The organism is Shewanella sp. SM101 (assembly GCF_025654465.1).
Classification (GTDB): domain Bacteria; phylum Pseudomonadota; class Gammaproteobacteria; order Enterobacterales; family Shewanellaceae; genus Shewanella; species Shewanella oncorhynchi.
Map to the genome: position 1 here is coordinate 13,492 of NZ_JAKKRH010000017.1, position 24,153 is coordinate 37,644.

Sequence of the window (24,153 nt, forward strand, 5' to 3'; positions counted from 1 at the left end):
TAGCTTGTTTGTCGCAAGATTGGGCTCGCCAAGTTTGGCTGTGTGATTAAGTGCATTTGAGATCGGCATCCCAAATAAAAACATCACGTTAAATGAGTGATTGTGTCAGTCATTTACGCTATTTACATTAGATAAACCGATTATTAAACTGTGAACTTATCTCGCCCCTGATATGTGCTTGAGATTGAGCCTGTGAGTAGGCATGATGCTTCTCAATTCTCGAAGTGCGTCAGCATGAAGGACTACACATAAAGTCATTTATCCCATACCTTAAGGTAAACATTTTCATCGCCTTAGCTTACGTTATTGTAGGTAAAATTGGTTTGATGATTGCTTTGCCGCCTGGATATTCTGCTGCAATTTGGCCTGCCGCGGGTATTGCTATTGCCGCTTGTGTTTTATGGAAGGAATATGCGCCTTGGATTGGCGTGTTCATTGGTTCTTTGTTGATTAATCTCAACATCAGCGGACATATCCATTGGGGGTGGTTGCCCTTTGCGATTTCAATTGGCTCATCTATACAGGCAGTGCTTTCTGCCTATGTTCTTGGGCGAGTCGATCATTTATTCACCCTAGATAATCCTAACGCCGTCATTAAATCCTGCTTGAGTTTAGCTTTAACTTGTACTGTAGCGACTGTTTTTGGCAATTTCTCCTTAGTGATTAACGGTACGATTCCACAGTCCGATTTACTGGGTAGTTTAATAAATTGGTGGACTGGGGATTTGCTCGGTGCCGTGATATTTATCCCTCTGACTATGTTGCTATTTGATAAGCGAGTTATTTGGCGTTCTCGCCGCATTCAGACGGGTGTGCCTTTGCTGGTGGGCTTTTTATTCTGCGTGGGGATTTATTACTACTCAGATATGAATCAGCGCCAACAGTTGCAGGATAAGTTTCTGGTTCAATCTAATGCGATTATTAGCAATATTGAAAGTTTTCAAGATGCTAACCTCCAACAAATTGTTGCCTTAGCAAGCTTGTTCGATAATAGCGAGCAGGTTTCTGAGGATGAGTTTGTACAGTTTGGCAAACGAAATATGTTGATGAAGGATGGCTTTAGAGCTTGGTCTTGGTCACCGCTTGTGGCGGCAGCCGATCAGCAAAGTTTTGAGGCATCCATTCGTTCTGTGGTTGGTGGTTCCTACAAAGTGACTCATCCCGAAGGCTGGCAGGCGAATACTGATGGTTGGCTAGTCCCTGTGATGTATATTCAGCCGCAGATAGGTAATGAAGCGGCCTTGGGATTAGATCTCAATAGTGAGCCGACGCGAGCCGCAGCCATAGCAAAAGTGCGTGCGACGTTAGCACCCGTGATGACAGCCAAGATTCAATTAGCACAAGATCCCAATGGCCCTGGTGGCACTTTACTCATTGCTCCTGCTTTTGACCGATTGGGTAAGATCTCAGGGTTTTGTTCAGCTGTAATTGATTTGCAAGGCATTATTGATGATGTTGATAGTGTAAAAGGGTTGCAGTGGCAACTGACAGATATGAGTGCGGGCGGTACCTTACTTTATAGCAATACTCAAAAATCGTTTCCCGAATTTAGCAGCAAGCTCTTCAGCGATAAAACTGGGCAGTATTTTCAGGCAAATCTGATGTTAGCGGATCGTCATTGGCATATAGTGATTTATCAATCCTATGCGGTGCTGATGGGCGATACTTTTAGCTTATCGCTACTAATGCTGCTGCTCGCCTTTATCACTTGTGCGGTCGTGGGCGGTATGACACTGGTTTCCTCCGGCGAGCGCCAACGTATTGCCGAAAAAGTGACAGAAAAAACCATGGCATTGTCGAAGGAAATTGCCCGCCGTCAGGCTTTTCAAGCTACCTTGGTCGAAAGTGAGCAAAAATATCGAAACCTATTTGATAAGGCCCCAGTGGGGCATGTGCTTAAACGTTTAGATGATGGTCAATTTGTGGCGATTAACCCCGCCTTTCAAGCGATTACGGGTTATTCGCTCGATGAGCTTAATCAACTTGATCCTTGGGATCTTACCCCAAAGCGTTATCAATTAAGTGAAACTGAGCAATTAGAGCGCTTAAAGCAGACGCGCCGTTACGGCCCCTATCAGAAGCATTATTTACATAAAAATGGCCAATTAGTGGCGGTGCGCCTCAACGGGGCTTTAGTTACTGGTGCTAATGGTGAACAGCTAATTTTGTTTATCGTCGAAGATATTACCGAGCAGGAGCGTACCGTTGCGCGGGTAAATCTTTTGGCACAAGTATTTCAGCAGAGTGGTGAAGGCATCACGATTATGGATGCCAACGATATCATTGTGGATGTGAATAGCGCATTTTCTCAGATCACGGGTTATTCCAGAGAGGACATTATTGGTAAAAACTGCCGTTTTATAGAGGCTGAACGAACGGATAAAAGTATCGATTCTCAAGTCCGTGCTGCCCTCGAACAAACGGGTTTCTGGCAAGGTGAAGTCTGGGATAGGCATAAACAAGGCTACGATTTTCCGAAATGGTTGATGATGTCTGTGGTGCGGGATGATTCTGGTGCCGTGAGTCACTATATTGGCAGCTTTACCGATATCAGTGAGCGTAAAGTCAGTGAGGAACGCATTCATTTCCTTGCCCATCATGACTCTTTGACCTTATTGCCTAATCGACTGAGCTTGCAGTCGCGCCTCGAAGTGGTGTTTAAGGATGCTCTGGTATCCCACAGCCAAATAGCGGTAATGTTTATCGACATGGACCACTTTAAAAATATCAACGATACCTTGGGCCATCATGTGGGCGATCAACTGCTGCTAGAGGTGGCCCGACGTTTGAAATACATCGTTGGTGATAATGATACTGTGGCGCGTTTGGGGGGCGATGAGTTTGTAGTTGCCTTGTCCGATACAAACCATGATGAAGTGGCCAGTTTGGCCGAGGCGCTGCGTAGTGGTTTGAGTCAAACCTATGTGATTAATAATCAAGCATTACATTCATCGCCAAGTATAGGGATCAGTTTATTCCCCAATGATGGTGACAGTGTTGAAGCCTTGATGAAAAATGCCGATATGGCCATGTACCGCGCAAAAGCGGCTGGACGCAATAACTATCAATTCTTTACTGTGGCAATGAACACCTTGATCACTGAGCGCCAGCATATTGAAACTGGCCTAAGGCAAGTGTTAGCAAACGACGAATTACGACTTCATTATCAGCCACAAATTGATATTAGAAGCGGGCAAGTGGTCAGTGTCGAAGCGCTTGTGCGCTGGCAGCATCCCGAATTTGGCATGATAGCGCCTGACCGTTTTATTCCCATTGCCGAAGAGATCGACATGATCATCCCAATTGGCCAATGGGTGTTAGAAACGGCGATGGCGCAACTTGCTGTCTGGCGCGCAGCGGGTGCCACTGAGTTGCGAATGGCAGTGAATCTGTCGGCACATCAACTCCGTAAGGATACGATAGTCGCCGATATTACCAATGTGCTGGTGAAGCACAAGTTGGGCAAAGGCGCACTGGAGCTCGAGATCACCGAGAGTGTGGCGATGCAATATCCTGAGCAGAATGCGCGCCTATTAGCGGAATTACGTCAACATGGTATCGAGCTCGCCATCGATGATTTTGGTACAGGATATTCCTCTTTATCCTATTTGAAACTCTTGCCCTTAGACAGGTTAAAGCTTGACCGATCCTTTGTGAAGGATATTGAGACCGACTCGAACGATGCAGCCATTAGCGCTGCAACTATTTCTATGTCCCATGAATTGGGGTTAACTGTGGTCGCTGAAGGGGTTGAAAACGAGGCGCAATTGGTATTATTGTCGAGCATGGGGTGCGACTTAGTGCAAGGGTTTTACTTTAGTAAACCCTTAGCGGCAGAAGAGTGTTTCCGCTTTATCCAGCGTAATTTATAACGGTAGACTGTTGTTGTTTTTCTAATGCTGGCGCAGAGTTGGACTATACTTGAGTTCGCATTATGCATGCGTTAATCAAAATACTAAGGATGGTTTTATGCAAGTCATCTTCACTAAAGGTACTCAGTGTTATGGCCAGTTGCGCTGTGTGCGCATGGACGGTAGTGCGACCCAAACCCAAATGCCAGAACAAGGTATAGCACCTCACGATATGATCCACTATGTGGTTGAAAAACGCCTGCATATTCAAGGCGCTTTTTTCTCGCAGATCAGAGCTGGCGCCGATATCAGCTTTACCTTAGAGCATAATGAAACCTCCCGCGGCATCGCTGATAAAACGGAGGTGTGGCAAGCCGAATCCATAGTTGAGACCCTGCAGTCGCTACTGTGGTCGGGTGAAACGCCAACCTATGACGGCTTTATTTATCTATTAGAGCAAGCCTGTAGCAGTCGAGACTTGGCCGTTCCTACTGTTAACCAAACAGATTTTGATCATATTCTCAATGAGATTATGGATTTGAGTGTCGAGTGGCAGGGAATGGGAGAAGGTCAGTCCTTGACCTTGAAGTTTTAATCGATTTAAAAATAAGTGACTTAAAAAAAAAAGAGCGCAGATAACTGCGCTCTTTGTTTTACTGCGGCCATAGCGGGATCATTCCCTATGACGGCGTTCTTGGCTTTGAGTTGATCGACCTTGGTTATGTTCTACCGAGCGAGCGGTTTGCGCATTTTGGCGTGGCTCACTTTGTCTCACTCTCACTTCTTCGCGTTGTCTAGGCGCCGCTTGTCTTGGTTGTTCAATCCGTTGTGGCTCTGTACGTCTTGTTTCAGGCCGTGGCGTTTCAACTCTTGGGGTCATAGTTCTTGGTTTTTCTTGCCTTTGTGACTGTGCCCTTTGTTGATCGACATTACGCGGCTGTGACTCCCGAGTTTGATATTGCCTTTGCTGCGGCTCCCTCGATGGCATTGGCTTTGACTGCACGGGTCTTGATTGCATGTCATTACGCTCCTTGTGAGTCGGCGTTTGTACCATAGTCGCGGCGCGACGCTCCTTTAACTCGGCTTGCGTTTTCTGATAACTCGGTGTGCGGTTATCACGTTCACGGCTGACGTTGTGATAGTCTTTATTATCACGACTTTTATTGCCCTGATTACTCATATTACCCAGATTACTATGGGTATCTTGGCGTTCTTTAGACTTCGAATATTGGCTATTGAAGTGCTGTTTACTGCCGCTTGAGTGTGAATCTCTGCCGCGATATTTATCATCATGGTAATAGCGTTGTTTCACCACTGGATTGTGATAACTCACACCGCGTCTATGTTCGGGTTTATGTTTCCAAGGTTGTGCGCCATGGCTAACACTGTATCTTTCCCGTGGGCGATATCGGTGTGAATGGCGATAGTCGATCACCACCACTTTATGGTTGTGCCAGTGGAACGAACTGAAGAAGTAGTTAAAGGAAATATGGATGCCCGGTGACCAGTAGAAATGGTTATGACTCGGACGATAGGGATAGCCAGCATAGCCGCCAAATTCCCAATATACAGGAGGATAAGCCACACCCCAACGCCATGTGCCGTAAACCACGCGTGGATCGTAATAGGGGACGTAGACGATTTCTCGCTTAGCGGGTTCTATGATGATCTGATTGTTGGCGCGGGTAATTGCCATGTTATCCATGTCTGCTAAGCTATTCGCTTTATCAGCCTGTTGTCTTAGGGACTGAATGCTGTTCATCACTTGGCCTTCATCTTCTAAGAAGGCTTCACCGAGTCTTTGAGTCCATTCGAGATCTTCACTCATTTTTTGCAGCAGCGTCGGGAAGGCCAGCAAGGCTTTGACGCTCGGGTCCCAGTCCTGATCTTCGGCTTGCGACATAATTTGGTCGATCGATGATTTGGGGCGTTGGGTTAACCAACGCTGTGCCTGCACTATTTCGAGTGGATAAGTTGAGGCAATAAGTATGTGGGTCAATAAGCTATCGGGATACAGGGCAATAGGCGCCAGCATTTGTTCGAGTTCGGCTTGGCTTGCCGCTGTGCTCGATCCTTGGCTCGCAGATATGCCCGCAGCCTGTGCTGTGGTAGTGAAAGGCAAGGCCACTAATGCCGCCGTTAACACTAGCCAATTCCATCGATGTAGTCTGTTCATGGTTTGCTCCAATAATCCTGTTCGAGGATGTTATGGGCATATTAGGCGTGTGAATATGAACATAAGCTGAAAGTGTTTTGCGGTTAAATATTTATTTATAGCCAAGTTTTAAGAGAAGTAATAAATCTATCGCATTGAAAATAAAGACTTAAACTGAGTGTGCAAAGCTGATGCTAAATTTGGCACCACCTAAGGTTTCTGAGCGAGAGACAGAAATTCTGCCGTTATAGCTGTCGACTAAATCGCGCACGATAGCAAGCCCAATACCATTACCTTGAAGGTAGGAGTCTGCGCGAATACCACGTTCAAAGATTTGATTTTGCAGGGCTTCACTGATCCCTGGGCCATCATCTTCGATACAGATTAGCAGTTGATAGGCATCGCCTGTGACCGTTAATGTCACCGTAGACTTCGCGGCTTTACAGGCGTTGTCGAGTAAATTGCCTAGAATTTCAGTCAGATCTGCTTCATCCCCCTTGAATACTGCGTGTTCTACCATCTCGCCGCTGAGATTGATTTGTGGCTCTCGATAAATTTTAGCTAAGGTGCGTAATAACTTAGCGGCGATTTCATCGACACGAATACCTAAATGCCACGAGGCCGCCGCTGCGGTTTGGGCGCGTTTTAGCTGGTGGCCAATGATCCTGCTGATCACTGATACTTGCTCACTGGAGGATTCGCTTAAGTCGGCCTGACTCTTGATCACCGCCAGTGGTGTTTTGAGGCTATGGGCTAGGTCGGCCAAGGCATTACGATAGCGTTTTCGTTGGGTTTGTTCGGTATTGAGCAAAATATTAAGCTGCCGAGCAACCGCTTGTAATTCAGTGGGGTACTGGCTACTTAGCTGCATCGACTTACCTTGCTCGACGGAATGTAACTCTTGGGTAAAGCGTGCCAATGGCCGCAACGTCCACAGTAACCAACTCAATTGAAACACTAACATGACTAACATTAAGATCAGCAGCCAAGTCCAAAGCTGTTGATTAAACTGATCAATTTGCTGCTGAAATTCTCGCTCGTCTTTAATGATGTGGATTGTCACTGGCACGTTTTGATTTTGGCTGGCAAAACTGACACTAAAGCTATAAATCAAATGGAGTTGATCGGCGAGCTCGATTTGCTCAAATGCGCTTTGACCTGTGGCTGGGATGGTAAAATGTGGCGGTGGCGTAATCCCCATAAAAGATTGCGAGTGCCACACTATATCTTGTTTGCCGCTGGCGTCTTCAGTGGTTGCAATGGCATACAGTCCTGATTGAATGAGGTTAAAACGATTCTCTAACACTAACTCTGGGATGGAGATTTGTTTGTTTTCGACTTCAGTCACCGCGAGAATTGAATAGACATAGGCACTGAGTTCATTCTTGGTTGCGCTTTTAACTTGTTCAGTAAAGGCATCGTTTAAGGCAACGCCGATCAAGGGTAATAACACTAAGATAAATAATAGCGCGCTGGCAACTAAGCGTGCTTTTAGGGAGTTCAGCACTTGCCACGCCATGGCGCGTTTACTCATCGGTTGCTTGCCCAGACGTTAACGCTTTTAGGCGATAACCTTGGCCGCGCAGGGTTTCAATCAGGTTGTATTGATTATCAGGATCGAGTTTTTTGCGTAACCTGCGGATAAAGACTTCGATGACGTTAGAATCTAAATCAAAATCCTGATCGTAGATGTGCTCTGTGAGGACGGTTTTTGATTTGACTTCGCCTTGATGCAACATAAAAAATTCGAATAACTTGTATTCAGAACCACTGAGATTAACCAGTTCTTCGCCTTTACGTACTTCTAGACTGCTGGTGTTAAGGCTAAAGGGGCCGTTGTAGATCAGGGGGCTGGCCTTACCGGCGGAGCGACGGATCAGGGCTTTTAGTCGTGCGATGAGTTCTTGGGGATGGAAAGGTTTCGTCAGATAGTCGTCGGCACCAGCATCGAGTCCTTCAACCTTATCTTGCCAACTGTCCCTTGCGGTTAAAATCAGGATAGGAAAGTCGCGTTTTTGTTCACGCACGCTACGGATCAAGGCGATACCATCGAGTTTAGGCAAACCGACATCGATAATTGCTGCATCATAGTTGTATTCGAGCGCTTGAAATAAGCCTTCTTCACCATCACTCGCCACATCGATACTGTAATGGGCATCGAGGAGATGTTGCTTTAAGTTAGTCTGTAGTTCTATATCATCTTCAACTAGTAACAATCGCATCGTTAGTTCCTCGAGACTCGGCCCGTTGCGGCATCTACTGAAACAGAAAATACTTGGCCATCATTATTGAGGATTTTAATACGATATCCCGATCCGCTGGATTGTACACTCAATACTTTGCCTTGAAATTGTCGTTGCGCCATTGCCACCGCTTGATCAGGGCTATTGACCGCTAGACGGCGCTGCTCATTCTTCGCACCTTGGTTACGAGGCGGATTGCGATCATCATGTCTATCATTACCTGCTATGCAACCAAAGGAGGCTAATAAGCAAGTGATTAGGGCCAAGGTCAAACCAAGTTTCATATCGGGTACCCGCAATGTTCAGCGATCTTAAGTTAATGAGTGAGATGGATAACTTATCGAGTCGACTAAGAATACCTCATCACCTTAACAAACACATAGAGATCAGCCAATTGGTTGGCACAATTCCTTCAAAATTAACTCTGGCAGTTATTTTGTTATTCGTGACAGAACTGAAGTTCTGTTGGCGAGTCTATCTCTATGCTCGCGCTTGTATCGTTTAAGTTTTGTGAGTGTTACCCATTCCAGATGAACTCGGGCTGAACGTACTTCTGACTGAGAACAGTGGGCATTGATGTTCAGCTTATGTTCACCTTCATTGCACTTTAATAGCTCCAATTTGAACGGGTTATCCATAGGATATTCAAGATGAACACACTCAATAAGCAAGATATGGCAGCCACAGTTAATGTTAAGCTGTTTATGGCAACGGCTATTGCTGCGCTGTTTTTAGCGTCATCTGTCGCTAGCGCTCAGCCCCGCGAACTGGAGTCATCGCAAAGCTTAACGCCATTTACTGCAGCCAGCGTTGGCATTGCTAAAAAAGCGGAAAATAGCGAGCAAGCTGCCGAGCAGGAACAACAAGCCTTAGCTTTGTTACAACAAGCCGCGCCCGCAAAAAATGTCACTGAAGTCGCCGCTGCGGCCGTGAAATCCTTGGCGCCAGCCTTATCATCCAAAGCGCCGACGACAAACCGAGTGCAACTTATGGGCGCCTCGCCGATGACGCGTGAGCAAGTAACAGCGAAACATGCGAGCCAAGGGATTCCGAGTTCGAGCGCGACCAGTGAAGATCCCTACCGCGCACCTGTGTATCACAGCTTTTCGATTTTTGATGCCAGCAGTCGTTTGTTTGAAGACTTTGATTACGATGGGTTTTATCAAACGTTTAGCGTGACCTTCGACGTTGATGTCAATGGTGCATATCTTAATGAAAGAGCTGATTTATTTGCCGAGCTTTATCTCAGTCGTGATGGTGGCCCTTGGGTGCATTACTACACCACAGACGTATTTACCATTTACGGCGATTCGACACAGGACGATTACGAAGTGTTGACCACGCTTTACACGGGTTATGCGACGGATCACTATGATGTGTTGATTGATGTGTATGAAGTGGGTTACAGCGATATTGTTGCGACCATTAGCGCCGATGAGACCGATAGTTTGTATGCGCTGCCATTGGAGAGTAGCGATCGAGACAGAGAGCCCGACATTATCGTTGTTGAGGAAAGTGGCGGCGCCTTCTCAGTATTAGGTTTGTTATGTCTTAGTTTGTGTGCGGGGCTGCGGTTGAATCGAACTCGAGCCTAATCGCCCTTATTTCTCTCGGTGTTTATCTGCGGTAAATAGGGCTAGTATGGATGAGTTATTTTAACTAAATGGAGAAAGACATGATTGCTCAAGGTCAAACATTACCTGCTGCCACATTAGGTCAACTGACTAAAGATGGCATGGTGAATCACCAAGTTACCGAATTGTTCGCGGGTAAAAAAGTCGTATTGTTTGCAGTGCCAGGTGCTTTTACTCCAACGTGTTCTGAAGCGCATTTACCTGGCTATGTGGTATTAGCCGATCAATTTAAAGCGAAAGGCGTGGATTTGATTGCCTGTGTTGCTGTGAACGATGCTTTTGTGATGAAAGCGTGGGGCGAAGCACAAAATGCCTCTGAATTAATGATGTTAGCCGATGGCGATGCCAGCTTTACTAAAGCCTTAGGTTTAGATATGGATACTGCCGGTTTTGGTGGCGTGCGTTCACAACGTTATGCCATGATCATCGATAATGGTGTAGTGACTCTACTGAATGTAGAAGAGCCAAAGGCTTTTGAAGCCAGTAAAGCTGAAGTTGTTTTGGCTGCTATCTAAGCGTATTTAAGACATGAAGTTTGGATGTGACCAAAGCCAGCCATTGATTGGCTGGCTTTAACTAAATCAATTTATTGTACGATTTGAATGTTGTCTGCATCTATGGTCACTTCAGACCAATCTTTATCCACTTCACCACGAATAATGACCTGAGTCTCAGGTGTTACTGTGTTGCCGCGCCATAAATCATCATCAATTTCGACCTTAATATCACCCGTAGCGTCACGGAAAATATAATCATCGTGTCCAATGGAAGAAATGATATGGCCCGTTAACTCAATTTGGGCGTCATCACTGGCATTGAGCGCGCTCACCACATCATGAATCACTTGTCTTGCGCTCGGCCCTTGGAAGCCACCCTGTATTTGAGGTTCACCCGTTGTAGGTTGAAAGCCCGCTTGGCTGGCCATAGTCGTGAATGAAAGTGCCATTGCGAAAACGGTAAGAGTCATTTTATTCATCTGTTTGTCCTTTCTATGGTTTTATGTAACTCAGCCTCAATGGCTATTACAGTGTTGCGAGCATAGTGCCAAGACAAGCGTGAAGCGGTTGTGAAGATTGGGTTTGCAACTCAGAATTTGCTAAAACGAGGTCATTTATCCAAGATAACTTCAGTTAATGGGCATTATCTATAAACTGAACATAAGCCTGATAGCTAGCACCATCGTTTTGGGTTGAAAATGCCCAGCCCATTCGCTCGCAAATACGTTCAATAATAATTAATCCGCAGCCATAGCCTGATGTATCAGTACTTTGAGTGCTTAGTGGATTCAGTATCCATAATTGGTTGCTTTGCATCGTAATTTCAATGTTTCCGGCACTGTAATTGAAAGCATTTTTAATTAAATTACCTATCACTATGTCAATAAAGCTCAGTGGCGCCTTGATGCTCAAGCAATCTTTAAGCGTTAAGCTGTAGGTGATTTCTTGCTTGGCAAAGTGCTGCGCCATTTCAGCTAAAATGTGTTCAAGGCGTGGTGCTAAATCAATTTGGCTGTAGTGCTGGGACTCAATGTCTTCTTTTCCGAGAAGTAAAAAGGCCTCGGTGAGCGTTTTCATTTGATGCCCTGCGTAATCAATACGTGTAATGGCTTTTTTGACCATTAATTGTTGAGCCTCGGTTGTCGCATTGGGGATTTTTTTGAGCAATTCTACTGAACCTTGGATCACCATAATGGGCGTGCGTAGTTCATGGGAGGCAAAACGGCTAAATTCTTGTTCCCGAGTGAAGTAGGCGGCAATTTTAGCTTTGTTGCTTAATAGGGTTTGCTCAATCTGGCGGGTTTCACGGTATGAAGTACTCGGTGTTGATGTCGGTCTTTTGGGTGATAGTTGATTGATTTTATTTTCAATCTCAGCGAGAGGACTGGATAGCAGACGTACAAAATACAATCCATACGCCATGATAAACAGGAGCAAACCGATCCCCATAATAGAGATCAAAATGTGCATTCTATCTTCATAGCTATCAAGGAAATCGTCCGCGTCATCCTTATAAACCACATACAACAGCCCTTGCCCAGAAGGATGAGCGGATATTAAAAAGTGTTTATCTTCGTCACCCAGTTGATGTTCGTAAAATCCGGTATTTTGATAAGGTTGCAGCCAAGCTGGTACAAACTCTTTGCTCCAATATGTTTTCAATTCATTGATATCGGGGAACTGTGCTTTATCACCAAACCTTTGATAATTCTTTAGATATTCGCGAGTCTCTGTGGCCAGCGTTTGCTCGAGGCTAATCTTCTCAATTTGTTCTTCGGCGATATAAATGAGGCTCCAAAAAATGGCAAACATCAAGCTAGTTAATATTAAAAAAGTGAGGCGGATTTTTTTATATAAACTCGGAAAATGCTCAGGGGATAAGTCGGTAACCTTGGCCATGGATAGTCTCTAATTTTGAGTCTGAAAAACCTTTATCGAGTGCACTGCGTAAGCTGTATATGTGGCTGCGAAGTGAATCACTCGAAGGTGCATCATCTCCCCATACTGTATCTACCAATTGCTCTTTACTCACGATAGCGGGCGCATGTTTTAGTAACAGTGAAAGAATGGTGCGCTGAATTTTACTGAGCTTAATTTCTTTACCAGCACGGGTAACTTGATGGGTTTGCAAATTTAAACTGATATCACTGAAGCGCAAAATACCCACATCTAAACGTGGGCCACGATTATGCAGTGAATGCAGTCTTAAGCATAATTCTTCCATCGCGAAAGGTTTATTTAAAAAATCATCCCCACCTGATGTAAAAGAATCAATTTTATCCTGCAGACTATCTTTGGCGGTTAAAAATATAATCGGTGTATTACAATAAATTTCTTCACGCAGTTTTTTGACGGTATTAATACCGTCTAATTTGGGCATCATAATATCCATTATGATGACATCGTAATGGTTTTGTTGAATTAAATTGATTGCACTTTCCCCGTGATATGCACAGTCGGCAATAATCCCCTCTAGGGTTAAATAATCCATGATTGTTTCAATAACATCATGATTATCATCAACAATTAATACTTTCATAGGTTAATTCATTTCTTCACATTTGCTTGACGATCTTCATACTAAGATGCCCAGCACTGATTTAACAAGACATAATAGGGAAGAAAATGAATAAACTCTTAGTCTGTATTACGGCCATTTTGCTGGCAGGTTGCGGTGGTAATGATTCATCAACAGATACCTCTAAACCCGATCCTATCGTTCCACAACCTACGTTACCCGCAAAAATTAACGGTACAGTAACAAATATCGCTTCTGACAATAATTCGATTACTGTAAACGGATATAGCGTAAATATCGCTAATGCTAAGATTCACTATGGACAACAGCCGTTAGAGGTTAATGCCATTCAAATGGGGATGAGGGTCAAAATAGATAATGAAGGCCAACAGGCTAAAAATGTCATATTAGATCCAAGCCTTGTGGGTGAAATCAGTTCCGTTAATCAAAATACTATTGCCGTTAATGGGATTAATTTAGTCGTTAAACCAGCGGACGCGACCCAGTATAAAGTAGGCGATTGGGTGGCGGTAAATGGTTATCCAACGGTAATGGGAGAATGGCAGGTTAATTCTATAAACCTTATCCCCAATTTTGCGTTTGCTGAAATCGAGGGACGTGTCTCTGGATTAAATAAGACTGCGCAACAATTCAATATCGGTTCGGCAGTGATTAATTATGCCAACGCACGTTTAGAAGGCAGCTTACAGGAAGGATCATGGGTCGAAGTGGAAGGCCAGCAAAGTGGTGCTTCATTTTTGGCCTCTGAAGTCGAGGTGGAAGATACGGCGTCTTTTAACGATATGGAGCTAGAAGGGACTATTACTTGGGTCAACCAAGATAAAACGCAGTTTGAGCTTAATGCCCGTACTCGACTCTATGTCACTACAAATACTCAATTTGAAGATGGCAAGCAAGCTAACTTGGTTGAAGGCAAGTTAGTCGATGTAGATATTCAATCTATGCCGCAGGGTTTATGGGCCAGAGAAGTTGAATTTGAAACATCACATGATAATGGTGGAATACCTCCAACCTTAGGTAAAAAGTTCGAGCTAGAAGGTCTGGCGACACTGACCACCAATAATCAGCTACAAATTAATGGATTTACATTTGATATTGATGCCAGAACTCAATTCGATGACGGTTTAACCTTAGCGACACTTGACCAAAAATGGATTCAAATAGAAGGTGTTGAACTCGCAGACAACCAGTGGTTAGTGAAAGAAGTTGATCTTGAAGTGCGAAGCAATGAGCTTGATTTGTCGGGTTTAGTGATGCAAAAGACCTTGTGGGGCTATCAAGCGACTGATGCTTCATTAACGCCATTTGAAGGCAAATGGGTTGATGTCGAATGTCAGTTCGATGGCTCTAATATCCACAATTGTCGAATCGACGATTAAACACAAATAGAGAAATTAAGTGAATAAACGTGCGGTTTTAGGCCGCACGGTTTATTTGGCTTTGCCCAATCCCCAAGCTGGTTTCAATATCTTCTACACTCTGCTGTACTTCTTGGGCGATGACCTCACTCTGCTGTGAACTGGTTTGCGCTTGTTCTTTTAAACTATCCATAGTGCGAACAAATTCATCGAGATAATCGACTTGCTCTTTGGCATTTAGCGAGCCTTGTTTGGCGGTATTAGCCATTTCACTTGCTTGGTTTTGCACTGTTTGCGCCACTTGCCACAGGCTTTGAGCACGCAGTTTCTGGCTGCTGGTGGCCTGTGCTATGCCATCGACACTCTCACTGAGAGCATGATTTGATTGGGTAAGTTGTTGCAGAATTTTCACGATCTCATTCAAAGACACTTGGGTGCGTTGGCTTAAATTACGCACTTCATCGGCCACCACGGCAAAGCCGCGACCTTGCTCGCCAGCCCGCGCAGCTTCGATGGCAGCATTAAGGGCGAGTAAGTTAGTTTGCTCGGCAATATTGCCAATCACATCAATGATTTTCGATACATCCGTCACTGAGTTATTTAGGCTTTCAAGGGACGAATGGCACAGACCGACCGCGGTTTGTGTTTGCTCGGTTGCGCTCAATACCGCCTCGGCTTGTGCTTGACTCGACTGCATTTGGCGCATGGTTTCGGCGGCGCTGTCTTCCACGAGTGCCGAAGTGTGGCTCACCTCATTGGCGAGGCTGCGGATATGTTCGGTCTGTGTTTGCGTATCGGCCACAATCGTCTGGGTATGCTCTGTGTGCTGCGACAGCTGAGTAATGCGCGCCACTAGTTGGCTTAATGATTGAGAAACTTTAGTGATTTGCTGGCGCTGTGCCTCGTCTTCCTGCTCAAACCTGTGCAGTAACTGGTTGAAATGACCTGCGATTTGGCCCGTCTCGCAGCGACGATTAATATCTAAACGCTCGCGGCTGTTCGATTCGCTTAATTTCATAAAAGCTTGGTTGAGACGTTTTAGCGGTTTGACGACGCGATTTTGCTGCAGGATTAAATAACCAATCGCAAACAAGGCCATGATGGAAACCATAGTGTAGAGGATTAGCTGTAACTCATATTTCAGCTGCTGGTTCTTCGCTGCCTGAGCCTCACCTAAGCCAATAAGCTGTTGCTCCACATTGCTAATCGCTTGAATGAGTTGATCTTGCATCTCTTGGTTTGTTTGCAGTAATTGGTGGGTATTGGCGACTTCTTTGTTATATCGATTGGCGAGACTGAGCAGTTCACTGCGGTCACTCTCGCCGATTTCAATTTGTTTCGGTTCGCTGGCACCGAGTGCAAATTCATCTGCTTCTTGCTGTTCATATACGCCGATTAACGGCAGTGCGCTGAGGGTGTCGTGCCACGTATTTAGCTCTTTGCTGGTGCTGTCTAAAATGCCCTTGAGCTGCTGATTTTTACCGATCAGATAACCATCGGTCAACTGGGAAAGTTGGTAGACGATAGAAGGTAAATCGCGGCTCAATTGCAGATATTGTTCGGCGACCGCCGCATTTGTGGCTAAGCCTTTATCGGCATAACTGCCCAGACGACGGTTGTAGTCGAGCATTTCAGATTCGGCGTGGGCGAGCAGTTGCCTAGGATTGCCAGCGAGTTTACCCGCGGCGCGGTACTTGGTATCTAAATCTTGAATGAAGTTGCTTAGGCTGGCTTGCAAGTCATTGTCGGTCGCGCCCATGGCTGCGAGGTTAAGCTGCGTGAGCTGGTTTTTAATGGCGCTGAGTTTGGTTTTCGCTTGTTCAAGTTGGCTAGCGTTGCCACTGGCTAAATAGCCATCGAGATCGCGGCGTACACCGACGAGAAAATCCTGCTGAATAGCTTGTAATGTCAGTGTTTGCTGCTCAATTTGTTGCCGCTGATCACTGCTCCACAGCACTACGGCTGCTAGCAATCCCGCGAGCAATAACAATAGGGCAGAAGCAGAAAGCGACAGCGTTGAAATTTTCATTTTGCAATCTTCATAATGGTCAGAGCCAGTAACTGTGCTGAGTTTATGAATTTAAGGTGACATTAATATGACAAGTGCTCACTTGGATGTCAGCGTTGTCATTTGATTTGCAAATATGTGATCTCGCGTTATTCCAGCGGCAGCCACACTTGGGCTTTTAAACCGCCTTCGGCGCGGTTGGAGAGGGTAATTTGCCCTTGGTGTCTGTCGATAATCCGTTTGATAATGGCGAGGCCTAGGCCCGAACCAACACTACCACGGGCGATATCACCTTGGGTAAATGGTTGGAATAATTTGGTAATTTGCGACTCATCGATCCCTGGGCCGTTATCTTCAATGCTAAAACCGATACGTTTACCATCGAACTGTGAGCTAATGCGGATCCAGCCTGAACCATAGCGAAAGGCATTTTCGACTAAATTACTCAGTACCCGTTTAATGGCAATCGCTTGAAATTGTGCTTCGGGGCAGTCAGTTAACACCACTTCTATTTCACCGGCGCGATTGGCTTCTGCTTGAGCGACATCTTGAATGAGTTTATTGATTTGCCCTAGCTCACGGCTGGTTTCCTGATCTTGGCGAATATACGCAATAAATTGGCTGATGATGGCGTCCATATCTTCGATATCGTTGACTATGCCATCTTTAAGATATTGATCTTCTTCAACCATCATCTCAGAGGCGAGGCGAATACGGGTGAGCGGCGTGCGCAAATCGTGGGAGATCCCCGCCATCAATAGCGCTCTGTCCTGCTCCAGTTGCTTCATGCTGTGTGCCATCTGGTTGAAAGCATTGGTAACTTCGACAATTTCACTCGAACCTTTTAGCGGCAAGGGATCGGGAAATTCACCGCGGGAGACTGAAATCGCAGCTTTTTGTAGTCGCCTAAGTGGGCGGTTTTGCTGGCGAGCAAACCACCATCCCCCAGCGACACTGAGTGCGCCAATCACCATTAAATAAAGGGTGAGTGGCGAAAGATCTGAAACATTTTGGCCGATAAGTGGCACTTTTATCCAAATCGAGGGCGCCTGTGGTGGACGGATCCAAATCTGTAATACGCTGCCATGGGTAACGCGGACTTCGGCATCGCCACCAAGATATTCCGACATCTGCGATGACCAGAAACCATAGTAAGTGGCTTGCTCAATACCCGCTTCATGCGCTTGCTGTTGATTGTAGATCTTCATGCCATCGTCGTGGACTTTGGCATTGAGGGCATCGACTATGGTTAAGTGTTCGCGGCCAATATCTATGCCATCGACAAACAGCAATTTGACTTGGCGAGCGATTAATTGATTGATTTGTTGGTAGCTTGGCTTAAGCACATAGACGGCAACTGTGACGTAAGACACCAGCTGATTGATCAGTAGTAGACAACCAATCAGCATCACGGTTTGACTAAACGCGCTGCGAGGCACAAACCGCCACCAAAACTTAGGTTTCATCGTGGGCTCAATAACCGCAGGAGATTAAGATGGCAGCGCGGCTCATCGACGCGCAGCACCATCGGGTACAAACACATAACCTAAACCCCAAACCGTTTGAATGTAGCGAGGATTCGCGGGATCTTTTTCGATTAAGCGGCGTAGACGTGACACTTGCACGTCGATGGAGCGTTCTAGCGCCGAATAATCGCGGCCACGGGCGAGGTTCATCAACTTATCCCGAGACAAGGGTTCGCGTGGATGGGTGACGAGCACTTTAAGTACGGCAAACTCACCGCTAGTGAGCGCAATCGATTCGTCGCCGTGGTACATCTCACGGGTCGCTAAATCCAGCGAGAACTCACCGAAGCTAATCTGTGCTTCCTGCTGAGCGGGCGCACCGGGCACATCTTGGGTTTGGCGACGCATCACGGCTTTGATCCGCGCAAGTAATTCCCGTGGATTGAAAGGTTTTGGCAGATAATCGTCAGCGCCCAACTCTAAACCAATAATGCGGTCGACTTCATCGCCCTTGGCCGTCAGCATCACGATCGGAATGGGGTTACCTTGCTGGCGCAGTCTACGACAGATAGACAGACCATCTTCGCCGGGCAACATCAAGTCGAGCACGAGTAAATGGAAGTTTTCACGTTCTAATAGGCGGTCCATCTGCTCGGCATTGGCCGCGCTGCGCACCTGATAACCTTGCTCCATCAGGTAACGCTCGAGTAACGCTCGCAGGCGCATATCATCATCGACGACGAGGATTTTCGAGGTTTCTTGTCCCATGGGATGTCCTTTAATTGCTCAGATTGGTGCTTACTTCTACTGATGAGAAACAGTTAAGATTAACCAACTGGCTGAAATTGAAAACGAATCTGCCTAATATAGCCGCATTCAACCAAGGCGACTAGCTCACCTTAGTAACTTGAATGCGATAAATGCTGACATTGATTGCCCAATGTTAATACTAAGCAAATGAAATTGCATGGGAATACTCGCGTTTATTCACGCTATAGCTGAAATTGTAACTAAATTGGCATCAGTAAAAGAGGTGATTTAAAAGCCATTATGCACAGAGATGATTTAGTGAGTTAACTTTAGCGTCCAGTCTGAGTATCATCAGTCCAATATATTATCCCGCATCAATTGTGGTCGTTTAATCCAACGATTGAGTAATGAGTATGAAAGCGCATTTGATCACCCGACAGGGTTGGCAAACTTTAGATAAAGAATTGAAGTATTTGTGGAAAGAATATCGGCCGCAAATCACCCTTAAAGTCCAAGAGGCCGCGGCACAGGGAGATCGAAGTGAAAACGCGGACTACACTTACAACAAGCGTTTGTTAAGACAAATTGATGGCCGAGTCAGATACTTAGTTAAGCGGTTAGAAGAATTAAAAATCGTCGATTACTCGCCGCAGCAGGAAGGCAAAATATTCTTTGGCGCTTGGTTTGAGCTTGAAAATGAAGCCGGTGATCGCGTGCGTTATCGGATCGTCGGTAAAGATGAGCTCGATACAAAATTAGGCTATATCACCATCGACTCGCCCATGGCGCGTGCCTTAATCGGCAAGCAAGTGGATGATGAGGTGCTAGTGCAAACGCCATCGGGTCCAAAAGAGTGGTATATCAATCAGATCCGTTACACTCCTTTTGAAACCACTCTCGCCAGCGAGGCAGATTAGCGACAGGGTTGCCGCCGTGACAACCGCTGCGGTCACCATGGCATGGCGATGAAAGATCAAAGACTCTGCTTTGACCTAGGCTTTAGCATGAAACATACGGGGCGCCTGTGGTATCTTTGGCGCAATAACGACTTACATTACAGTTAGGCACGACACTTTATTTATGCAAACTAATGCACATAACATCGCTCAGATTATCGCTCAAGAACTGAATGTTCGTGAGCAACAAGTTGCCGCAACCATCACTCTGCTTGACGATGGTGCGACAGTTCCCTTCGTTGCCCGTTATCGTAAAGAAGCCACGGGCGGATTAGACGATACGCAACTGCGTACCTTGTACACACGTTTAGGTTACCTGCGTGAGCTGAACGACAGACGCCAAGTGATTCTGTCTAGCATCCAAGCTCAGGGTAAGTTAACGCCAGAATTACAAAGGGCTATTGACGACGCAGACAGCAAGACACGTCTCGAAGATTTGTATCTGCCCTTCAAACCTAAGCGCCGCACTAAGGGCCAAATCGCTATCGAAGCTGGGCTTGAACCATTAGCCGATGCCTTACTGGCTGACCGTAGCGCCGATGTCGAAGCCAAAGCGGCGGGTTATATCAATAGCGAAGCGGGTTTCGCCGATGTGAAAGCTGTGCTCGAGGGCGCGCGTTATATCCTGATGGAGCGCTACGCCGAAGACGCGGAATTACTGCGTAAAGTGCGTGAACATTTAAGCCAAAACAGTGTGTTAGAAAGCCGCTTAATTGCAGGTAAAGAGAAAGAAGGCGCGAAATTCCGTGATTATTTTGAGCATACAGAGCAGTTAGCTAAGATCCCATCACACCGTGCGCTGGCGATGCTGCGTGGCCGTAACGAAGGTTTCTTAGCGTTATCTATGAATGCCGATCCTGCTGCCGAAGCGGGCCAAGGCAGTTACTGCGAAGTAATTATCTGCGATCATTTAGGGCTGAAATTGGGTGATAGCAGCGTCGACCAGTGGTTGAAAACCGTCGTGACGGCGACATGGCGTATCAAGATTGCGCTACAGATGGAAACCGAGTTTATTTCGCAAATGCGCGAACGCGCCGAAGCCGAGGCCATTAAAGTTTTCGCCCGTAATCTAGGTGATTTATTGATGGCCGCTCCTGCGGGCGCTAAAGCCACCATGGGACTCGATCCTGGTTTACGTACCGGTGTTAAAGTCGCTGTGGTCGATAACACGGGTAAGTTGTTGTGCCATGCGACTATTTTCCCACACGCACCGCAAAATCTGTGGGAAAAGTCGATCCGTACTTTGGCTAACTTAGTCAAAATGCATAAGGTTGAGCTGATTGCGATTGGTAACGGCACTGCATCACGGGAAACTGACAAACTGGCTGCTGAGCTGATTGCCGAAGTGAAAGATACCCATCCACATTTGACCAAAGTGATGGTCAGTGAGGCGGGTGCGTCTGTGTATTCTGCATCGGAATTGGCGGCGTTGGAGTTTCCTGATCTTGATGTGTCGATTCGTGGTGCAGTGTCTATCGCCCGTCGCTTGCAAGATCCATTAGCCGAATTAGTGAAGATTGAGCCTAAGTCTATCGGTGTCGGTCAATACCAACACGACGTGAGTCAAAGCCAATTATCGGGTTCGTTGGAAGCCGTGGTGGAAGACTGTGTAAACGGCGTGGGTGTAGATCTCAACATGGCCTCAGTGCCGTTATTGTCACAAGTGGCTGGTTTAAATAAGACGTTAGCGAAAAACGTGGTCGATTATCGCGATGCCAATGGTCAGTTTAAGAATCGTAAAGAGCTGCTGAAAGTACCGCGTTTAGGGCCTAAAGCCTACGAGCAAGCGGCGGGCTTTTTGCGTATTCGAGAAGGGGACAATCCACTCGATGCCTCGTCTGTGCATCCAGAGGCTTATTCGCTAGTGGAAACTATCGCTAAGACTAAGCAAGTAGAGTTGGCGAGCCTGATGGGTAACTCTGATTTGCTGCGCAGCATCAAGGCAGAAGAGTTTATTACGGCGGAATTTGGTCTGCCGACGGTCACAGATATTTTAGCCGAACTGGATAAGCCAGGACGCGATCCCCGCGGTGAGTTCAAAACCGCCAAGTTTAAAGATGGTGTTGAAGAACTTAAACATCTGAAACCTGAAATGGTACTCGAAGGCGTAGTGACCAACGTGACTAATTTTGGTGCCTTCGTTGATATTGGCGTACATCAAGATGGGCTCGTGCATATCTCTTCTCTAACCGACAAGTTCATCAGCGACCCGCACACTGTGGTGAAAGCGGGAGATGTGGTGAAAGTCAAAGTAATGGAAGTTGACGTTGAGCGCCGCCGCATCGGTTTGAGCATGCGTTTGGATGAAGCTATTGACCAAAGCAAGCCGCAGCAAAGACCGCACAATCCTGCCAGAACTAATCATGGTAAAACACCGCAGTCAGCGAAACTGGCTGCGCGTCCTGCGCAAAAGCAAACACCTAAAGCGCCAGCAAACGCGGCCATGGGCAATGCCTTTGCCGATGCCTTCGCTAAGCTGAAAAAGTAGACGCTGTAATGTAAATACTCGGACATACGTCATGTCCGAGTCGATTTTTAACCTGTTACTCACAAAATTGTTGCATAAATGTCGTCTTAGGGAATATAAAGTCGGCATTTAATGCAACGTTAAGCAAAATCGGTTGTCATAGCACAGCTTATTCACCGATTTTTCAAATTGACACTCCAAAGCAGAGTGGCTCTTTTTACACGTTTTGGGGTAACACATGCAATCTGGTTTATCACCTCGCGGGCGAAACAATGCCCATGGGCCTTTTCGCGCCATCTTTATTTTCTCGCTATTAGTGCTTTTCATTGCCACCGCGAGCCGCATCGCTTTAGGGCTGTGGCAAGCCGATCGCGTGGCCGCTGTTGATGGTTGGTCGCATCTCTTAATCCAAGGTTTACGCGTCGATATCGCTACCCTGTGCTGGTTATGGGGTATTGCTGCCTTAGGAACCGCATTATTTTCAGGTGATCATTTTATTGGCCGTCTATGGCAGCCGATTTTACGGGTGTGGTTAACCGTCGGTCTGTGGATAATGCTGTTTTTAGAAGCATCGACCCCCGCCTTTATTGAAGAATACGGTTTTCGTCCGAATCGTTTGTATGTGGAATATCTGATCTACCCGAAAGAAGTGCTTTCTATGCTGTGGGCGGGTCGTAAGCTTGAGCTTATTTTCTCAATATTATTAACCATAGGTACACTCTGGGGCGGTTGGGTTCTCAGCGGTAAACTGACGAGAAACCTGCGCTTTCCGCGCTGGTATTGGCGTCCAGTATTAGCGTTAATTGTTATCGCAATTACGATATTAGGTGCCCGTTCAACCTTGGGTCATCGTCCGCTTAACCCCGCTCTGGTGGCCTTTGCTGACGATCCATTAGTGAACTCTTTAGTGATTAACTCTGCTTATTCCTTGGTGTTTGCCATCAAGCAGATGGATAGTGAAGAAGATGCTTCTAAAGTGTATGGCAAGCTAGATAACACGGAGATTATTGCAACGATTCGGCAGGAAAGTGGTCGCCCTGAAAGTGCCTTTACTTCAACGGATATCCCATCACTGAGCTTTAACCAAGCCAGTTATACTGGTAAGCCAAAGAACTTAGTGATCCTACTGCAAGAGAGCTTAGGCGCCCGTTTTGTCGGTAGTTTAGGTGGGTTACCCCTGACACCGAATATCGATGCCTTGTCTAAAGAAGGTTGGTATTTCGATAACTTGTACGCTACTGGTACACGATCTGTACGCGGAATCGAAGCAGTGACAACAGGTTTTACGCCAACGCCAGCTCGCGCTGTGGTGAAGCTAGGTAAGAGCCAAGTTGGTTTTTTCAGTATTGCTGAATTACTTAAAAATCATGGTTATACAACGCAGTTTATTTATGGTGGTGAGAGCCATTTCGACAATATGCGTAGCTTCTTCTTGGGCAACGGCTTTAGTGACATCATAGATCAGAAAGATTACAAATCTCCAGCCTTCGTGGGTTCGTGGGGCGCGTCAGACGAAGATTTAATGCGCAAGGCGAACAGTGAGTTTGAGCGTCTGCATAGCGAAGGTAAGCCTTTCTTTAGTTTAGTGTTTAGTTCGAGCAACCATGATCCATTTGAATTCCCAGATGATCGTATCGAACTTTATGAACAACCGAAGCAAACTCGCAACAATGCGGCGAAATATGCTGATTATGCGGTTGGTGAGTTTTTCAAATTGGCGAAAAACGCGGACTATTGGAAAGATACGATTTTTATCGTGGTTGCCGACCATGACAGTCGAGTGGGTGGTGCGGATCTGGTGCCAGTATCGCGTTTCCGTATTCCGGGATTAATTCTTGGGGATAATGTTGCGCCAAAACGCGATCATCGTATCGTGAGTCAAATTGACTTGCCGCCGACTTTGTTATCCTTAATTGGAATATCTGACTCTTACCCTATGCTGGGCCGAGATTTGACCCAAGTCAGCGATGATTGGCCAGGGCGTGCTCTGATGCAATACGATAAAAACTTTGCGCTGATGGAAGGTAAAGATGTGGTCATTCTGCAACCAGAGAAAGAGGCACAGGGTTTCGAATATAATGAAAAAACTGAGCAGTTAACGCCTTATGCGGCAGCTGCGGCAGCGTTAGAGAAGAAAGCCTTAAGTTGGGCATTGTGGGGCAGTTTAGCCTACCAGCAAGAGCTGTATCGTTTGCCTAAATAAGCGTTAAACAGCATAAAAAATGCCGC

18 protein-coding genes are annotated in these 24,153 nt (G+C 46.1%); 8 read left to right on the plus strand and 10 right to left on the minus strand.

Annotated elements, in window-relative coordinates; genetic code table 11:
- The first annotated feature begins 224 nt into the window (after window positions 1-224).
- Window positions 225-3,872: an EAL domain-containing protein gene (locus L5M38_RS11035; RefSeq protein ID WP_263179105.1), complete on the plus strand. Its 3,648-nt coding sequence runs from the start codon at window positions 225-227 to the stop codon at window positions 3,870-3,872.
- A 97-nt stretch (window positions 3,873-3,969) separates the two neighbouring features.
- Window positions 3,970-4,446: a cytoplasmic protein gene (locus L5M38_RS11040; RefSeq protein ID WP_263179106.1), complete on the plus strand. Its 477-nt coding sequence runs from the start codon at window positions 3,970-3,972 to the stop codon at window positions 4,444-4,446.
- Between the two features lie 78 nt (window positions 4,447-4,524).
- Here the strand turns inward: L5M38_RS11040 and L5M38_RS11045 are convergent, their stop codons facing one another.
- From L5M38_RS11045 to L5M38_RS11060, 4 genes are all read right to left on the minus strand, one after another.
- Window positions 4,525-6,027 carry a DUF3300 domain-containing protein gene (locus L5M38_RS11045; RefSeq protein ID WP_263179107.1) on the minus strand — a complete coding sequence of 501 codons (1,503 nt, stop codon included), beginning with the start codon at window positions 6,025-6,027 and terminating at the stop codon, window positions 4,525-4,527.
- A gap of 148 nt (window positions 6,028-6,175) precedes the next feature.
- Window positions 6,176-7,540, minus strand: a complete 1,365-nt coding sequence (locus L5M38_RS11050; protein ID WP_198572432.1) for an ATP-binding protein — start codon at window positions 7,538-7,540, stop codon at window positions 6,176-6,178.
- The gene (locus tag L5M38_RS11055; protein ID WP_113940226.1) at window positions 7,533-8,228 is read right to left on the minus strand and encodes a response regulator transcription factor; all 696 of its coding nucleotides are present in this window, start codon (window positions 8,226-8,228) and stop codon (window positions 7,533-7,535) included. The genes L5M38_RS11050 and L5M38_RS11055 overlap by 8 nt, the downstream gene beginning before the upstream one ends.
- A 2-nt stretch (window positions 8,229-8,230) precedes the next feature.
- Complete coding sequence (locus tag L5M38_RS11060; RefSeq protein ID WP_263167988.1) at window positions 8,231-8,533, minus strand: PepSY domain-containing protein; 303 nt, start codon at window positions 8,531-8,533, stop codon at window positions 8,231-8,233.
- 366 nt (window positions 8,534-8,899) lie between these two features.
- On the opposite strand from L5M38_RS11060, the gene L5M38_RS11065 reads away from it, so the two are divergent.
- Together L5M38_RS11065 and L5M38_RS11070 are read left to right on the plus strand one after the other, a co-directional pair.
- Entirely contained in the window at window positions 8,900-9,844 is a 945-nt protein-coding gene (locus L5M38_RS11065) for a choice-of-anchor H family protein (RefSeq protein WP_263167989.1), read from the plus strand.
- A gap of 80 nt (window positions 9,845-9,924) precedes the next feature.
- Window positions 9,925-10,398: a peroxiredoxin gene (locus tag L5M38_RS11070; protein ID WP_263179110.1), complete on the plus strand. Its 474-nt coding sequence runs from the start codon at window positions 9,925-9,927 to the stop codon at window positions 10,396-10,398.
- A gap of 71 nt (window positions 10,399-10,469) precedes the next feature.
- Here the strand turns inward: L5M38_RS11070 and L5M38_RS11075 are convergent, their stop codons facing one another.
- The 3 genes from L5M38_RS11075 to L5M38_RS11085 form a co-directional block, all read right to left on the minus strand.
- A complete protein-coding gene (locus L5M38_RS11075; protein ID WP_113940229.1) occupies window positions 10,470-10,859 on the minus strand; it encodes a YgiW/YdeI family stress tolerance OB fold protein in 390 nt (129 codons plus the stop codon).
- 154 nt (window positions 10,860-11,013) lie between these two features.
- Window positions 11,014-12,279 carry a sensor histidine kinase gene (locus L5M38_RS11080; RefSeq protein ID WP_263179112.1) on the minus strand — a complete coding sequence of 422 codons (1,266 nt, stop codon included), beginning with the start codon at window positions 12,277-12,279 and terminating at the stop codon, window positions 11,014-11,016.
- The gene (locus L5M38_RS11085; RefSeq protein ID WP_131525518.1) at window positions 12,251-12,919 is read right to left on the minus strand and encodes a response regulator transcription factor; all 669 of its coding nucleotides are present in this window, start codon (window positions 12,917-12,919) and stop codon (window positions 12,251-12,253) included. Before L5M38_RS11085 ends, L5M38_RS11080 begins: the two co-directional genes overlap by 29 nt.
- Before the next feature lie 86 nt (window positions 12,920-13,005).
- On the opposite strand from L5M38_RS11085, the gene L5M38_RS11090 reads away from it, so the two are divergent.
- Window positions 13,006-14,298 (plus strand): DUF5666 domain-containing protein, encoded by a 1,293-nt coding sequence (locus tag L5M38_RS11090; RefSeq protein WP_263179113.1) that lies wholly within the window; start codon window positions 13,006-13,008, stop codon window positions 14,296-14,298.
- Between the two features lie 37 nt (window positions 14,299-14,335).
- On the opposite strand, the gene L5M38_RS11095 is transcribed toward L5M38_RS11090, so the two are convergent.
- The 3 genes from L5M38_RS11095 to ompR form a co-directional block, all read right to left on the minus strand.
- Window positions 14,336-16,306, minus strand: coding sequence for a methyl-accepting chemotaxis protein (locus L5M38_RS11095; protein WP_263179114.1), 1,971 nt, complete (start codon window positions 16,304-16,306; stop codon window positions 14,336-14,338).
- Between the two features lie 128 nt (window positions 16,307-16,434).
- Window positions 16,435-17,751 carry a two-component system sensor histidine kinase EnvZ gene (gene envZ / locus L5M38_RS11100; protein WP_263179115.1) on the minus strand — a complete coding sequence of 439 codons (1,317 nt, stop codon included), beginning with the start codon at window positions 17,749-17,751 and terminating at the stop codon, window positions 16,435-16,437.
- A gap of 42 nt (window positions 17,752-17,793) precedes the next feature.
- Window positions 17,794-18,519 (minus strand): two-component system response regulator OmpR, encoded by a 726-nt coding sequence (gene ompR / locus L5M38_RS11105; protein WP_006079507.1) that lies wholly within the window; start codon window positions 18,517-18,519, stop codon window positions 17,794-17,796.
- Between the two features lie 395 nt (window positions 18,520-18,914).
- Here ompR and greB point away from each other — a divergent pair, with 395 nt between their 5' ends.
- The 3 genes from greB to L5M38_RS11120 all read left to right on the plus strand — a co-directional run bounded on the left by greB (window position 18,915) and on the right by L5M38_RS11120 (window position 24,127).
- A complete protein-coding gene (gene greB, locus L5M38_RS11110) occupies window positions 18,915-19,418 on the plus strand; it encodes a transcription elongation factor GreB (RefSeq protein WP_220776486.1) in 504 nt (167 codons plus the stop codon).
- 163 nt (window positions 19,419-19,581) lie between these two features.
- Window positions 19,582-21,945 (plus strand): Tex family protein, encoded by a 2,364-nt coding sequence (locus tag L5M38_RS11115; RefSeq protein ID WP_263179116.1) that lies wholly within the window; start codon window positions 19,582-19,584, stop codon window positions 21,943-21,945.
- A gap of 217 nt (window positions 21,946-22,162) precedes the next feature.
- Window positions 22,163-24,127 carry an LTA synthase family protein gene (locus L5M38_RS11120; RefSeq protein WP_263179117.1) on the plus strand — a complete coding sequence of 655 codons (1,965 nt, stop codon included), beginning with the start codon at window positions 22,163-22,165 and terminating at the stop codon, window positions 24,125-24,127.
- Window positions 24,128-24,153: the final 26 nt, after the last annotated feature.